The 14,649-nt window shown below is 73.7% G+C and carries 16 protein-coding genes; 4 read left to right on the forward strand and 12 right to left on the reverse strand.

Annotation, left to right across the window (positions count from 1 at the left end):
* Nucleotides 1–18: 18 nt before the first annotated feature.
* Complete coding sequence (locus AC4IHM_RS02020) at nt 19–999, reverse strand: pyridoxal-phosphate dependent enzyme (protein WP_490865350.1); 981 nt, start codon at nt 997–999, stop codon at nt 19–21.
* Complete coding sequence (locus AC4IHM_RS02025) at nt 996–1,697, reverse strand: helix-turn-helix transcriptional regulator (protein WP_490865351.1); 702 nt, start codon at nt 1,695–1,697, stop codon at nt 996–998. Before AC4IHM_RS02025 ends, AC4IHM_RS02020 begins: the two co-directional genes overlap by 4 nt.
* Before the next feature lie 386 nt (nt 1,698–2,083).
* On the opposite strand from AC4IHM_RS02025, the gene AC4IHM_RS02030 reads away from it, so the two are divergent.
* Together AC4IHM_RS02030 and AC4IHM_RS02035 are read left to right on the forward strand one after the other, a co-directional pair.
* A complete protein-coding gene (locus AC4IHM_RS02030) occupies nt 2,084–3,748 on the forward strand; it encodes an alkaline phosphatase D family protein (RefSeq protein ID WP_490865352.1) in 1,665 nt (554 codons plus the stop codon).
* A gap of 196 nt (nt 3,749–3,944) precedes the next feature.
* Entirely contained in the window at nt 3,945–5,318 is a 1,374-nt protein-coding gene (locus AC4IHM_RS02035) for a trypsin-like serine protease (protein ID WP_490865353.1), read from the forward strand.
* Between the two features lie 24 nt (nt 5,319–5,342).
* On the opposite strand, the gene AC4IHM_RS02040 is transcribed toward AC4IHM_RS02035, so the two are convergent.
* The 7 genes from AC4IHM_RS02040 to AC4IHM_RS02070 all read right to left on the reverse strand — a co-directional run bounded on the left by AC4IHM_RS02040 (nt 5,343) and on the right by AC4IHM_RS02070 (nt 11,154).
* Nucleotides 5,343–6,425, reverse strand: a complete 1,083-nt coding sequence (locus AC4IHM_RS02040) for a serine hydrolase domain-containing protein (protein ID WP_490865354.1) — start codon at nt 6,423–6,425, stop codon at nt 5,343–5,345.
* A complete protein-coding gene (locus AC4IHM_RS02045) occupies nt 6,425–7,342 on the reverse strand; it encodes a DUF6895 family protein (RefSeq protein ID WP_490865355.1) in 918 nt (305 codons plus the stop codon). Before AC4IHM_RS02045 ends, AC4IHM_RS02040 begins: the two co-directional genes overlap by 1 nt.
* A complete protein-coding gene (locus AC4IHM_RS02050) occupies nt 7,339–8,301 on the reverse strand; it encodes a DUF6895 family protein (protein ID WP_490865356.1) in 963 nt (320 codons plus the stop codon). Before AC4IHM_RS02050 ends, AC4IHM_RS02045 begins: the two co-directional genes overlap by 4 nt.
* Before the next feature lie 44 nt (nt 8,302–8,345).
* A complete protein-coding gene (locus AC4IHM_RS02055) occupies nt 8,346–9,053 on the reverse strand; it encodes a hypothetical protein (RefSeq protein ID WP_490865357.1) in 708 nt (235 codons plus the stop codon).
* Nucleotides 9,054–9,074: 21 nt separating this feature from the next.
* Entirely contained in the window at nt 9,075–9,263 is a 189-nt protein-coding gene (locus AC4IHM_RS02060) for a hypothetical protein (RefSeq protein WP_490865358.1), read from the reverse strand.
* A gap of 131 nt (nt 9,264–9,394) precedes the next feature.
* Nucleotides 9,395–10,030, reverse strand: a complete 636-nt coding sequence (locus AC4IHM_RS02065; RefSeq protein WP_490865359.1) for a class I SAM-dependent methyltransferase — start codon at nt 10,028–10,030, stop codon at nt 9,395–9,397.
* Between the two features lie 125 nt (nt 10,031–10,155).
* On the reverse strand, nt 10,156–11,154 hold the full coding sequence (locus AC4IHM_RS02070) for a mechanosensitive ion channel family protein (protein WP_490865360.1): 999 nt from the start codon (nt 11,152–11,154) through the stop codon (nt 10,156–10,158).
* A 222-nt stretch (nt 11,155–11,376) separates the two neighbouring features.
* Here AC4IHM_RS02070 and AC4IHM_RS02075 point away from each other — a divergent pair, with 222 nt between their 5' ends.
* Nucleotides 11,377–11,589 (forward strand): hypothetical protein, encoded by a 213-nt coding sequence (locus AC4IHM_RS02075; RefSeq protein WP_490865361.1) that lies wholly within the window; start codon nt 11,377–11,379, stop codon nt 11,587–11,589.
* Between the two features lie 107 nt (nt 11,590–11,696).
* Entirely contained in the window at nt 11,697–12,104 is a 408-nt protein-coding gene (locus tag AC4IHM_RS02080) for a pyridoxamine 5'-phosphate oxidase family protein (RefSeq protein ID WP_490865362.1), read from the forward strand.
* 56 nt (nt 12,105–12,160) lie between these two features.
* Here the strand turns inward: AC4IHM_RS02080 and AC4IHM_RS02085 are convergent, their stop codons facing one another.
* The 3 genes from AC4IHM_RS02085 to AC4IHM_RS02095 form a co-directional block, all read right to left on the reverse strand.
* Nucleotides 12,161–12,466, reverse strand: a complete 306-nt coding sequence (locus AC4IHM_RS02085; protein ID WP_490865363.1) for a hypothetical protein — start codon at nt 12,464–12,466, stop codon at nt 12,161–12,163.
* Between the two features lie 102 nt (nt 12,467–12,568).
* On the reverse strand, nt 12,569–13,810 hold the full coding sequence (locus AC4IHM_RS02090; RefSeq protein ID WP_490865364.1) for an MFS transporter: 1,242 nt from the start codon (nt 13,808–13,810) through the stop codon (nt 12,569–12,571).
* Nucleotides 13,811–13,995: 185 nt separating this feature from the next.
* A complete protein-coding gene (locus AC4IHM_RS02095; RefSeq protein ID WP_490865365.1) occupies nt 13,996–14,625 on the reverse strand; it encodes a TetR/AcrR family transcriptional regulator in 630 nt (209 codons plus the stop codon).
* Nucleotides 14,626–14,649: the final 24 nt, after the last annotated feature.

Genomic DNA, 14,649 nt, shown 5'->3' on the forward strand with positions numbered 1-14,649 from the left:
TGCGGGCGGCGTCCGGTGTCAGCGGGCGGCGGTGCCGCACAGGGCGGCGAAGCGGGTGGTGTCCACATTGCCGCCGGAGAGGATGACGCCGACCCGGCGGGGCAGGGCGTCGATCCGCCGGGTGAGGAGGGCGGCCAGCGGGGTGGCGCCGCTCGGTTCCAGGACGGTCTTCAGCCGCTCGAAGGCGAACCGCATCGCGTCCCGGATCTCGTCGTCGCCGACCAGCACGACCGCGTCGAGCAGCCGCCGGTTGAGGGAGAACGTCAGCTCTCCCGGGGTGGGCAGGGCCTGGCCGTCGGCGATGGTGTGCGGCACCGGGACGGTGACCCGCCGCCCGGCCGCCAGGGAGCGCCTGGTGTCGTCACCGGTCTCCGGTTCCACGCCGATCACCCGGGTGCCGGGGTGCAACCCCTTGACCGCGGTGGCGCTCCCGGCGATCAGCCCGCCGCCGCCCACCGGTGCGATCAGCGCGTCCAGTTCCCCCGTCTCCTCGACGAGTTCCAGGGCGGCGGTGCCCTGCCCCGCGATGACGTGCGGGTGCTCGTAGGGCGGGATCAGGGTGAGGCCGCGGTCGGCGGCCAGGGCCTCGGCGAGGGCCGCGCGGTCGCCGGTGCAGCGGTCGTAGGTGACGATCTCGGCGCCGTAGCCGGCGGTGGCGTCCCGTTTTGAGGCGGGCGCGTCCTCGGGCATCACGACCACGGCGGTGGTGCCCAGTTCGCGGGCGGCGAGGGCGACCGCCTGGGCGTGGTTCCCGGAGGAGTAGGCGGCGATGCCCCGGGCCAGTTGCTCCGGTGCCAGGCGGGAGACCGCGTTGTAGGCGCCGCGGAACTTGAAGGCGCCGGCCCGCTGGTGGTTCTCGCACTTGAGGAAGACCTCGGCGCCGGCGAGGGCGTCCAGGGTGCGCGAGCGCAGCACCGGGGTGCGGTGCGCGACGCCCTTCAGGCGGGCGGCGGCGGAACGGACGGCGTCGAGGGTGACCGGTGCTCCGGCGGTCGTCATGCGGGTCCTCCGACGGAGTCGGTGGCCCGGCCGGTCCCGGCGCGGGCCTGGGAGAGGTAGTGGTAGGCGGAGGCCCGGGAGATGCCGAGCCGGGCGGCGACGTGCTCGACCGAGCGGCGTACGGCGAACACGCCGCGCCCGTCCAGGTCGCGGAACAGCTCCAGGCGCCGCGCCCGGTCCAGTGCCGTCCAACTGGTGTCCCGGCGCAGCGGATGGGCGTCCACGATGGCGTCCACGACCGCTTCGATGTCGTCGCCGAAGGCGGTCGCCGGTGGATCGGCGGGGGCGGTGGAGGCGGTGGAGGCGCCGCTGAGGGCACCGAGCAGGGCGTGGGCCCGGTCGACGGCGGTGATGTCCAGGTTGACGCACAGGGCGCCGAAGACGGCCCCGGCGGAGTCGCGCAGCACCATCGTGGAGGACTTCAGCAGGGTGCCGTCGCTCGTGCGCGTGACGTAGTTCAGCTCGTCGCGCGCCTCGTCGCCGCGGGCCAGTACCCGCATGCCGATCTCGCTCATCGCCCCGCCCGCCGTCCGCCCGGTCACCGAACCGGCGACGGCCACCACCGACCGCTCGGGGCGCCGGTAGTCGTGCAGGACCGCCTCGCAGACCGGTCCGAACGTCGCCGCGATCCCGTCGACGACGGGGCGCAGCGCGGCGAGCACCGCGTCGCGTTCGGCGTCCGACGCCGGTTCGCTCATCAGGGGCCTCCTTTCACGAAGTTGCTCGAACTCGCTCGAACCGGCTCGGACTCGCTCTGACTCCCAGCGGGCGAGACTACACGTCCAATGCCTGGACTGACAGTCCAGATGTACGTACTCCCCCGCGAAACCCGTTCGTCCACGCCCAGGACGCCGGGCACCCGCGGAGGGCTGTCCCGCGGCCCGGCTGTCCGCACCCCGGAGAGCCGGCGGCGCACATGCGTACCGCCTCCTGTGTGATCACTCCGCAAGTCCTGCCAGTTTGGCGCCTTTTGTCTGCTTAACATGCGGGGTCCGCGCACCGCGGGGCGACCGCCCGGGACCCACCCCGTTCCCCGTGCCGCTCGCCCATGGACACCGCCCCGCCCCGTACGAGAGGACACCAGATGGCGCCCACGGGCCGTCACAGCGCACTGGCCGAGCACGCCTTCTCCCCGCACGACGCCGTGCTGGGCGCCGCCGCCCGGCACTTCGGCCGCCGGCGCTTCCTCACCGTGACCGCGGCCGCCGCGGCGCTCGCGTTCTCCACCAACCTGCCGGCCCGCGGCGCGGTCGCCGCACCCGAACTCGACACCGCCCGGATCGGCAAGGACCCCTTCACGCTCGGTGTCGCCTCCGGTGATCCGCTGCCGGACTCGGTGCTGCTGTGGACCCGGCTGGCGCCCGAGCCGTTCGCGCAGGACGGCGGGATGGGCACGCAGCGGGTCACGGTCCAGTGGGAGGTGGCCCGCGACGAGCACTTCGCGGCCGTCCTGTCCCGGGGCACCGCCCAGGCCCACGCCGAGTACGCGCACAGCGTGCACGTCGACGTGAAGGGCCTGACGCCGGGCACGGTGTACTACTACCGCTTCCGCGCCGGCGCCTGGCTCAGCCCCACGGGCCGCACCCGCACCGCACCGCCGGCGGGCAGCGCCACGTCGGCGCTGAAGCTCGCGGCCGTCGCCTGCCAGGCCTACCAGGACGGCTACTACACGGTGCACCGCCACCTCGCCCAGGACGACGTGGACGTGGTCTTCCACCTCGGCGACTACCTGTACGAGTACGCGGTGAACCCGGTGGGCGGGGAGCGCCGTTACACCGACATCACGCTGCCCGACGTGTTCAACCGCGAGACGATGACCCTCGCGGACTACCGGATGCGCTACGCGCTGTACAAGAGCGACGAGGACCTCCGGGCCGCGCACGCCGCGCATCCGTTCGTCGTCACCTGGGACGACCACGAGACCGAGAACAACTACGCGGGCGACACCCCCGAGAACGACATCCCGCCGGCGGAGTTCCTGCTGCGGCGGGCCGCCGCCTACCGCGCGTACTGGGAGAACCAGCCGTTGCGCGCCGCCCAGCTGCCGCAGGGCCCGGACGCCCGGCTGTACCGCCGGCTGCACTGGGGCACGCTCGCCCAGTTCGACGTGCTCGACACCCGCCAGTACCGCTCCGACCAGGCCTACGACGACCGGCCGCACGCCCCCGGCGCCGAGTCGGACGATCCGGCGCGCACCATCACCGGCGCCGCGCAGGAGCGGTGGCTGATCGACGGCTGGCGGAACTCGAAGGCCCTGTGGAACGTGATGCCCCAGCAGGTCTGCTTCTCCCAGCGCAAGTTCGACGCGACCCCCGACGCCGCGCTCTCGATGGACGCCTGGGACGGCTACCGCGCCTCGCGCGAGCGGGTCGTCGCCGGGGCGAAGGCCGCCGGGGTCGACAACTGGCTGATCCTCACCGGGGACGTGCACGTGGGCTACGCCTTCGACGTCAAGGAGGACTTCGACGACCCGGCGTCCGCGACCGTCGGCACCGAGGTCACCTGCACCTCGGTGACCAGCGGCCGGGACGGCGTGGAGCGGCCCGCCAACTGGGACCTGTACCTGCGGGCCAACCCGCACATGAGGTTCTACAACGGCAGGCGCGGATACGTCCGGGCCGAACTGGGCCGCCAAGAGGCCCGCCTCGACTTCCGGACCGTCTCCGCCATCAGCACGCCCGGCGCTCCCGTCACCAAGGCCGCGTCCTTCGTCACCGAGGCGGGCGCGCCGGGGCTGAAGCCCGCCTGAACCGGGACGCGGCGCCGCGCGCGTCGGCGTACTGCACTTGCCGCCCGCCGGGTCCCCCATCGCGGGAAAAGAGCCGGCTCCGGTATCGCCGCGGGTCTGTGCGGCAAGGTCTGTGACTTCGCCGCGGTCGCACCGTGATCCACGCCCACCCGCTGATCCCGGCCGTCCCGCACAGCTCTCGAAGGAGGCACATCGCATGGTCGGCAGACACGCCGCGCGCAGCCGCCGCGCAGCCCTGACCGCGCTCGGCGCCCTGGTCCTGACCGCACTCACGTCGGCCGCCTCGGCCGCGCCGCCGCCCGCCCCCGGAGCGCGGCCCGTCGCCCCGACGCCCGACGCCGGCGCGGTGCCTGCGCCGGTACTGCGCGCGCTGGAGCGCGACCTGGGGCTGGCGCCGGGGCAGGCGGCGGCCCGGCTGGTCAACGAGGCCGAGGCGGGCACCCGCGCCGGCCTGCTGCGCAACACGCTGGGCGAGCGCTTCGCCGGCGCCTGGGTCGACGGCACGGCCTCCGCCCGGTTGACCGTCGCCACCACCGACACCGCCGACACCGCCGCCATCGAGGCCCAGGGCGCCGAGGCGGCCGTGGTCGACAGGAGCCTGGGCGAACTGCGCGCGGTCAAGGAGAAGCTGGACGCCGCCGCGGTCCGTACCCGGACCACGCTGACACCGGTCTGGTACGTCGACGTGAAGGCCAACCGGGTCGTGGTCCAGGCCACCGGCGCGCCGGCCGCGGCCTCCTTCACCGAGGCCGCCGGGCTGACGGCCCAGGACGTGGCGGTCCGAATCTCGCCGGACCGGCCGCGGGTGCTGGCGGACCTCGTCGGCGGCGACGCCTACTACATCGACGACCAGGCCCGCTGCTCCATCGGGTTCTCCGTCACCAAGGACGACCAGGAGGGTTTCGCCACGGCCGGGCACTGCGGCGACCCCGGCGCCACCACCACCGGGTACGACGAGAACGCCCAGGGCACCTTCCAGGCCTCGGCCTTCCCCGGCAAGGACATGGCCTGGGTGGGCGTCAACTCCGACTGGACCGCCACCCCCGACGTGCGGGCGCGGGACGGCGAGAAGGTGCGGATCGCCGGGTCGGTGGAGGCGCTCGTGGGTGCCTCGGTGTGCCGCTCGGGTTCCACCACCGGATGGCACTGCGGCACGATCCGGCAGCACGACACGAGTGTCACCTACCCGCAGGGCACCGTCGACGGGCTCACCGAGACGTTGGTGTGCGCCGAACCCGGCGACTCCGGCGGCCCCTTCGTCTCGGGCACCCAGGCGCAGGGCACCACGTCCGGCGGCTCCGGCGACTGCGCGAACGGCGGGACCACCTTCTACCAGCCGATCAATCCGCTGCTCGACGGCTTCGGCCTCACCCTGAAGACCGCCTCCGCCGCGACGCAGAGGCCCGCGCCGCAGGACAGCGCGGCGGCGGACGCGTGGGCCGCCGGCCGGGTCTACGAGGTGGGCGCCACGGTGTCCTACGCGGGCGCGCGCTACCGCTGCCTGCAAGGCCACCAGGCCCAGGGCGCGGGGTCGCCGGAGAGCACGCCGGCCCTGTGGCAGCGGGTCTGACGGGAACCGGCTGCCGGCCCGCCGCTATCCCTGCGCGAGAAGCGCGTAGGCGGTGGCGATGAACGGGTCCCGGGCGCGAAAGCGCCGGGTGCACACCGCGGCGAGGGCCGTGCCCGTGTCGGGTCTGAAGCCCAGGAACGCCTGCTGGCCGAGGGTGGCTCCGCTGTGGAAGTACATCGGGCCGCCCTCGGTGGGGTGCCGGAACCACGCCACCGTGTGCACGTGCCGGTGCCCCGGCCCTCGCCCGAGCACCGGCACCCGTACCGCCCGCAGCGCGCCGGCGGCCGGTGAGCCGCCCGGGTCGAGGTGGGCTTCGAGGAAGGTGAGCAGGTCGTGCGGGGTGGACCGGACGGCGCCCGCCGCCGTGAAACCGCCCGCGTCGAAGGCCGGGACGGGCGTGCGGCCGTCCTTGCGGTGTCCCTGGGCGTCGGTTTCGGGGTCCTCGGCGCGCAGGGCCGTACCGGCCAGGCCGAGCGGGTGCAGGACGTGCTCGGTGAGCAGGTCCTGCCATGCCGTGCCGGTGGCGGCGGCGACGGCGTGCCCGAGCACGGCGACGCCGTAGTTGGAGTAGCGCCAGCGGGTCCCGGGGCGGTGCCGCGGACCGTGGCGCAGGAAGGCGTCGGTCAGCCGCTCGGCCGGGTAGCGGGCATAGGGGTTGGTGCGCCAGTCGGGCAGGGCCCGGCGCACGAAGCCGGGCGGCAGGGCGGGCAGTCCCGAGGTGTGGGTGATGAGGTGGGCGAGGGTCACGGGGGCGCATCCGGCCGCCCGGCCGGGGTCCAGGCAGGCGGCGGCCGGTTCGCCGCCGGTGAGCACACCGAGGCCGGTCAGCCGGGTCAGCAGCAGTCCGGTGAACGTCTTGGAGGCCGACCCGGTCTCGTAGCGCAGATCCTCACGGGGGGTGCCGGGGCACGGGGCGGTGCCGCCGGCGTGCAGGGTGCGCCGGCCGTACCGGGAGACGGCGAAGACGGTGTCGGGCGCGTCGCAGGCGTCGACGGCCTCGGCCAGCCGCTCGCGCAGGGCCGCGTCGTCGGCGAACGGCGGTGCGGACCGCGACGCTCCCCCGTCGGCGGCGGGCCGGCCCGGCCAGGGTGCCGGACGGTCCGTCATCACGCGGAGTGCGCCAGCCTGGACAGGGCTCGGGAGGTGGCGAGCAGGGAGGCGAAGGCGGCGACCAGCGTCGGGTGGTAGACCATGTCGAACACAGTGTCGGGGTCGCCCTCGGGCATCGTGCGTACGGCGGGCATGGCGCCGTCGGGCTGCTGCGCGGCGGCGAAGCCCCGCCAGGCGGGCTCGTCGAGGGTGGGCCGGGGCAGGCAGGCGTCGACGACGAGGAGTTCGCCGAGCAGGTCCCAGCGTTCGAGGTCCAGCCAGTCGTCGATCCACACCGGGAGCCAGGCGGAGAGGTAGTCGGCGACGGAGGGCGGCAGGCCGCCGGGGTTCTCGCCCCAGTCGGTGAGGTGGAAGACGGTGTGCGTGATGTCGTACGCCGTGTGGCCCTCGACCGTCCACGGCTCGGGGGTGCCGGCCAGCCAGGTGGCGTTCATCAGGTCGGCCTCGGGCGGCCGGGCGGGCAGCCCGAAGCGGCGCTGGAAGGCGGACAGGCCCAGGCGTCGGGTCGGCGTCACCGGGAGGCGCGCCCAGCTCTCCAGCCGGTGGTTGAGTACGGTGGCGCGCTCCACCTCGGGCTGGCTGTAGCCCAGCTCCTTGAACGGCAGGTACACCTCGAAGGGGACGGGTGAGAAGGGCTCGACGCGCTGGCCGCGCAGCAGCATGCGGCCGCCGTCCAGGGTCTCGCGCCAGGTGTGGTCGAGCAGTTGGCGCGCGAGCCGGGACTGCCGGGAGCCGGCGACGCCCTCGCGGAAGAGCACCTTGCAGATGAGGGCGAGTTCGCCGATCGGCTTGAAGCGCTCCAGGAAGCCGATCTCGGGGTCCACGTCCGGCTCCAGCCGGAATCCGTCGCGGTGGGCCCACAGCCACTCCAGGGCACCGGCTCCGACGCGGTGGATCAGGCGGGTGTCCGTCATCGCGGCACTCCTTGTCCGGCGTGGTCCGCGTCCCTCGGCCGCGCCGTGGTGAGGGACGCCGCGAACGCGGCCATCAGGGTGGAGTGGTAGCAGTCGGTGAAGTCGTAGGGGTCAGGTCCCGCGCTCTTTTCGGCCGCGTCCTGGACGGGGCCCTCCTCGGGGATCGCGCCCGACGGGTGCCGGGCCGCCGCGACGCGGTGCCAGGCGTCCTCCAGGACGGCCGGCTCCGGCAGGCGCGGCATGCTCGCCGCCACCGCCAGCAGCTCACAGCCCAGGTCCCACATCCGGGCCTCCAGGCAGGTGTCCAGCCAGGGCGGCAGCCAGTGCAGCAGGTAGTCCGCCAGGTCCGGGGGCATCCCCTGGGCGGTGCGTCCCCATTCGGTGAGATGGAAGACGACGTGGGTGAGGGCGTAACCGGACGCGCGTTCGAAGGTCCAGGGCTCCGGCAGACCGCCCAGCCAGGTGCGGCCCAGCGCGTACGGCACCTGCCCGTGCGGGTGGATGCCGCTGCGCCGCTCGGCCTCGATGACGCCGAGCCGCCGGGTGGGGTACTGCTCGGTCAGCCGCCAGCCGCGGGTGCGGGCCACCACGGCGGCGGAGGTCTCGTAGCCGGGGTGCCGGAATCCGGCGGAGGCGAAGGCCGCGTACACCTCCAGCGGGTAGGTGGCGAAGGGTTCGAGCGACTGCATCAGCGAGAACAGCTCGCCCCGGCCGGTCTGCTGCCAGGCGAAGTCCAGCAACTCGCGCACGAGGGCGTGGACGGGGTCCGGCGGTTCGGTGCACGCGGACACGGAGGTGCAGACCTGGGCCAGTTCGCCGAGCGGTTTCCAGGTGCGGTTCACCTGGCCGTCCGCCGCGAGCGCGTCCTCGCCGAGCGCGAAGCGGCCGCGATGGGCGGACACCCAGGCCAGCGCGGTCTCCTGGACCTCCCGTGCCCGGCGCGCGGTCGTCGCGCTCACCGCGGGCGCCGCCCCGCCCGGGTGGGCGGGAGCGCTCCGCGGGCTCACAGGAGGACTCCGGCCGGCATCAGCCGCGCCGCCTCCAGTTGCAGGGCCACGCGCGGGTCGCCGCCGCCCATGAGCCGTACGAAGTCCAGCCCGGCGTCGAGGCCGAGGGTGTCGGGCACCCCGTCCAGGAGCGTCAGCCAGCGCCCGGCTCCGGCCGCCTGCTGCCAGTCCCGGCGGCGTACCGCCCGTACGAAGCCGCGGGCGACGTCCACCGGGCGGCGCCGGGCCGCGCGGGTGACCGCGCACTCCTCGCCGGGCAGCGCGAGCGGGGCGAGCACGGCGAGCCGGTGGGTCAGGGACTGCCAGCCGGCGTCGTCGAGCCAGCCGGCGTCGGGTTCGGTACCGGGCTCGTCCACGGGCGGGCCGGCCGGGGACTGTTCGAGCCGGCGCAGGGCACGGGCCATGGCCCAGTGGCTCCATACGACGGTGGGGGCCGCGTCCGGGCGCGGCGGATGGGCCGCCACGGCGTCCTTGAACACGGCGAGTTGTCCGGGGTCGGGCGGCAGGCGCAGGAGGGTGCTGGGCAGCAGCGCGTCGGCGCCCAGTACCCGCACCGCCGCACGCGCGACACTCTCACCCGCGCCGCCTCCCGTCAGGGTGCTCCCCGCTCGCACGTGGTCCCCGCTCCGAAGAGCGGAGACCACGTCGGAAGCGAGGTCCAGCACCGTTCCCCGCAGAAGGGCCGATGTGCTCGACTGCTCCATCTCACTGCTCCCGTCGGTCCGTCAGCCCTTCTTCGGGCGCGGGGTCGGCGGGGAGAGCAGCAGAGTCGTCGTTCCGGACTGGAGGGCGAGTGCCGCGCACTCGCGACTGTCGCGGAAGACTCCGTCGGGCTCGGCGGGGTCGAGTGCCGCGTCGATGTCGATGTTCTCCGTGCGGGTGACTTCCTCGAGCACCTTGTCCTTGGAAGGCATTTCACCATCTCCCTCTGGTAGCCAAATGGCCTTCACGTCCCAGGGTGTCCGAGAACTCCCGATACATTCCTTTCTTCTCAGATCTTCTCGGAACTCCCAGAAGATGACTTATTCAACAAATCAGGCATGAGTCACGTCCGGCGCAGGCGCCACACGTTGTCCTCTCTGAAGCCCTCGACGCCCTCGGGCGAGAGGCTCGGCCGGCGCATGGCCTCCCTCGTCTCGACGGCCCACTCGTCCTGCGGAAGGGCGAGTTCGGCGAGGGCCCCGTCCAGGGTGGGGAAGACGGCGTCGAAGGGCGGTTCGGTCTGCCAGGAGGGCCAGCCGGCGTGCAGCACGAGCAGCAGGGTGCCGCCGTCCGCCACGGCCCGCACGGCGGCACGCAGGACCGCCCACAGGTCGAGTGCGACCGGGGACTGCAGGTAATGGGCGCTCACCAGGTCGAAGGAGCCCTCGGGAAAGGTCCGGCCCAGCTCGTGGCATTCCCAGGCGACGCGGTCGCCGACCCCGGCGTCGGCGGCGTGCCCGGCGGCGCGTTCGAGTGCGGTGCGGGAGATGTCCACGCCGGTGACCCGCCAGCCGCGCGAGGCCAGCCACACGGCGTCCGCGCCCTCACCGCAGCCGAGGTCCAGCGCGGTCCCGGGGGCGAGGCCGCCCGCCTCGCGGACCAGCGAATCGTTGGGGCGGCCGCTCCAGACGCGGCCGGTGCCGCGGTAGCGGGCTTCCCAGAACTCGGCGGCGGGTGCCGTCGCGGGCCTGTCGGTCATGGTTCCTCCTGGGGCGGGACGCGTCTGCGCGGGCGGGACGCGCGGCGTTCGCGCGCCCTGTTGGGCAGGCTGCACCGGCCGGGGAGGAGACGACAAAGACCTTTGCCGGTTCGGCAAATCCGGCGTCAGCGCGTCAGCGCGTCGGAATCGTCGTCCGAGTCGCCGCCGGACCTCGCCGCCCGCCACGAGGCGGGGATCTCGATGCCCGCCTCGTCCATGGCGTCCTTGACCCGCCGGCGCAGCTCGCGGGTGACGTTCCACTGCTGGAGGGGCACGGTCTTGACCGCGAGGCGCACGAGCACGCCGTCGGCGTCCACGGACTGCACGCCCCACACCGCCGGGTCCTCAAGCATGAGGTCCGCGAAGTCCGGATTCTCACGCAGGGCGCGGCCGGTCTCCTCCAGCACCCGGTAGACCTCGTCGAGGTTCGCGTCGTGGTCCACTGCCACGTCCAGGACGGCACGCGCCCATTCCTGGCTGTCGTTGCGGACGCGCAGGATCTCGCCGTTGCGGATGTGCCACAGGCCGCCGTTGAGGTCGCGTACGTGGGTCAGCCGCAGGCCGACCTGCTCCACCTCGCCCACGGCCTCGCCGAGATCGACGGAGTCGCCGACGCCGTACTGGTCCTCGACCATGATGAGCAGGCCGGACAGGTAGTCGGCGACGAGGCTCTGCGCGCCGAAGCCGATCGCCAGGCCGACCACTCCGGCGCTGGCCAGCAGCGGACCGAGCGCGATGCCGATCTGGTCGAGCACCATGGCCACGCCGACCATGAACAGCACGATGGTCACGACGCTGCTGAGCACCGAACCGATGGTGCGGGCCCGCTGTTCGCGGCGCTGCCGCGCCCGGGACCGGTCGCGGTGCAGGACGACGGCTCCGCGGGCCGCCCGGCGGGGCCGGCCGCGCTCGGACTCGCCCGCCGACGGTTCCAGGACCCGCTGCACGACCCGGGTGATGGCCCGCTTGGCGACCACGCGCACCACCAGCAGGATCACGACGATGAGCACGATGCGCAGCGGTATCCCGATCAGCGTCGCGGTGTGGTCGCCGATCCAGTCCGACCACGAGAGGGCCGACCGGGACACCGCGGCCGGGTCGGTGGACGGGGAGGTGTGTGACATCGGCTCAGGTGCTCCATTCCTTGGGGGCGTCTGCCGTCGGGGCCACCTACCCACGGACGGCTCCCGCAATGACGCCCCGGACACCTCGTCACACTCATCACACCTTGTCGCACTTACCCCTTATGTCAGACAGTTGCGTCATCTTCACTCGGTACCGGCTCATCGGCGGCGCGGGTCGGGGCACCCGGAAGGGAGTCATCCACAGTGGAGGGAATCCGCGGCGTGGTTATCGTTGCCGTCCTGCTGCTGCCCGGACTGGGGCTGCTGCTGTTCACCATGACCTGTCTTGAGGACCGGCTGTTCGGCGATCCCGGTCTGCCCCGGCATGCCCGGCGACGGCATCTGCGCCTCGTCCGGGGCGGCGGCGCCGCGGATCCACCGGCCCGGCACCGGGAAGCGGCGGAACCGCGCCCGTCCGACCGGGACGCCGCCTGAGACCACGCCCGGTGCGGGCCCCGCGGACACGGCGAACGTGGCATCTTCACCGTACGGAGAGGACCGTCCGGCCGGACGGGGCACCCGCAGCACACCGAGGAGAGCCGATGGACGGCGAGGAACAGCGCGCGGCGGACGAGGAGTTCGTCCGGTTCTGGCAGGAGCGCCGGGTGTGCTTCCTGTCCACCCCGCGCGCCGACGGCACCCCGCACCTGGTCCCGGTCGGGGTGACGTACGACCACGCCACCCGCACGGCACGGGTCATCACGAGCCGGGGCACCGCGAAGGTGCGCAACGTCGAGCGGGCCGGCACTCCCGTCGTCGCGGTGGGCCAGGTGGAGGGCAGACGCTGGTCCACCCTGGAGGGCGTCGCCACCGTGCGGGACGACGCCGAGGCCGTCCGCGACGCGGAGGTCCGGTACGCGGCCCGCTACCGGCGGCCCGGGGCGAACCCGGAGCGGGTCGTGGTCGAGATCGCCGTACGGCGTTTCCTCGGCACGGTGCGCCCGGGGTGACGCGGCCGACGGCCGGACGGCCCCGCCGAGGCAAGGCCTCGGCGGGGCGGGCCGGTTCAGGAGCGGCGGACCGCCTGGACGGCTCCGTTGGGCATGAGCATTCCCGCCGTGGCCGACCCGCTCATGGTGTCGCCGGTCACGGACACCTCGAAGTCGAGGTGCACCGTGACGGGCCGGGTGACGTCCACGGCCCAGGTGGCGGTGGTGGCGCCGTCCTGGTCGGTGACCGCCAGCGCCTTCAGGGGCACGGTCTCGCCACTGGCGGTGGAGGTGCCGCCCTCGCCGTCGAACTCGAAGACGATCGTGATGGGGCCGAGGGGACTGGCCAGGGAGGCGTCCCAGGTTCCGGTGAGAGTGGACATGCGTGGTTCCTTGTCTTGTCGGTCTTGTCGGTCTTGTCGGTCAGGAAACGGAGGTGGACGGAAGGGGGGTGGTCACGGGGCGCGGGCCGCTGCGGCGGCGGCTCAGCGTGCGCCTCGGATGCGCACGACGACCGCGCCGCTGCCGAGGACGAGAAGGCCGGAGCCGAGGAACATCGCGGCGTAGCCGGACAGGGAGAGGACGGCTCCGGCGACGACCGGGCCGAGCGCGATGGCGATCATGTTCGCGACGTTGATGACGCCCAGGTCGCGGGCACTGCGCTCGCGGTCGGGCAGCAGGTGGATGGTCATCGCCATGCTCACCGCCTCGTAGGCGCCGAAGCCGATTCCGGTGAGGGCGGCCAGCACCAGTACCCCGGTCCAACTCGCGGTCACCGCGCCCAGGATCGTTCCGACGGCGAAGACCACCGTCGACGTGACGATGTAGACCTTGAAGCGCTGCGTGCGGTCGGCGAGCGTCCCGGCGAGCAGGGAGGCCAGCACGGCGCAGGGGGCGTAGAGGGCGGTGAGGACGAGCACTCCGTCGTCCGTCGTGCGGCCGGGGTGGTGCTGCTCGTACCGGATGACGTCCTGGAGGTAGTAGAAGAGGTAGGCGAGGGCGACGTTCTGGCCCAGTGCGAACAGGAACCGGTGCACCCAGGCCAGTGCGAAGTCCCGGTCGCGCGGAATCAGGTCGCGCCCGCCGCCTCGCGCGGTGGCGGTGGGCGTACCCGGCTGTGCGCGGTCGTGGCGCAGAGCGGTCACGAAGAACACCTGTGCCAGGACGACGAGCGCGGCCAGGGTCAGGTAGGTCGCGTCCGCGGCCCCGGCCACCGCCTGCACGGCGGTGCCGAGCACGGGCGCGAACGCCCAGGCGATACCGAGGCACGCCGAGGCCGCCCCCCGCCGGTGGGCGGGGACGAGATCCGGAATGGACGCCGTGAGGGGGGCCATGAGCATGTTGGCGCCGATCTGCAACAGACTCCAGCACAGCAGGAGCGTGCCGACGGAACCCGCTCGTCCGGTCGCGAACGACGCCGCCACGACCACGGCGGTTCCGCCGGCGAGCCAGGGCCTGCGCCGCCCCCACCGGGTGCGGGTGATGTCGCTGAGCCGGCCGATGAGCGGATTGGTCAGGATTCCCACAAGTCCGCCGACGCCGGTGACGACGGCGAGCGCGACCACGCGGTTCCCGGGCGCGAGGCGGGCGACCTGATCGGGGATGGTGGTGAGCACCGGGCCGAGCAGCAGGGCCCACAGCGTCGTGGTGGCCGCGGCGAGTGCCGGGTAGTACCCGCGGCCTGTCGCGGGACGCGCCGGAACGGCGTCATCGGGTGCTGTGCTCACGGGATGGCCCATCGCTTCCCTCACCGGCGCGTCATGGCTGGCTGGCCGATCAAGGTTTTCCTTGGCCAGATGGCCAATATAAACGGCGCGGAACCGCCGATGTCAACGCCCGATCCGAACCACTCCATGGGCGGGCCCCGCGAGGAATGCGTCCGGACACCCGCCGTGCGGGGTCCGATCAGCGCTCAGGCCCCGGTCGGCGGTGTCGCGCGCTCGTGGTCGTCGGCGGGGAATCCGAAGGCGGCCAGACTCGCCTCCGCGATCGCGCGCACCCGGTCCGGGGTGAGCCGGTCCGGGTAGAGGGCCACCTGCGCGCCCAGCCCGTCGAGCAGGGCGACGAACGAGTCGGCCACGACCGCCGGGTCGGCGGCCGGTGCCGCGCCTTCGAGCTGGGCGTCGCGCACCAGCATCTCCAGCAGGCGGCGCCACTGCGCGTAGGAGCGCCAGCGCTCCTCGGCCAGCTCCGCGTTCCCCAGCGCGTACGCCCAGAAGGACAGCTCGATCTGCTCGCCGCTGCGCGCCTCGTCGTCCACGGGGAGCGCGTCGAGGACCGCCCGGCGAAGCGCCGCCGCACCCGTCAGCCCCGACAGGTGGAGATCGATCCGGTCGGCCAGCACCTCGTACGACCGGTGCAGCGCGGCGCGGAAGATCTCGTCCTTGCCGTTGAAGTAGTGGGCGATGATCCCGTGCGAGACCCCCGCCTCCCTGGCGATCTCCCGCGTGGTGGCCGCCGCCATCCCCGAGCGCGACACGACGCGCAGGCACGCCTCGACGATCTCGCGGCGACGCGCGGCGTGGTCCACGACCTTGGGCATGACGGCGAGCATACCCGGCACCGA

The sequence above is a fragment of the Streptomyces sp. SL06 genome (assembly GCF_058244745.1).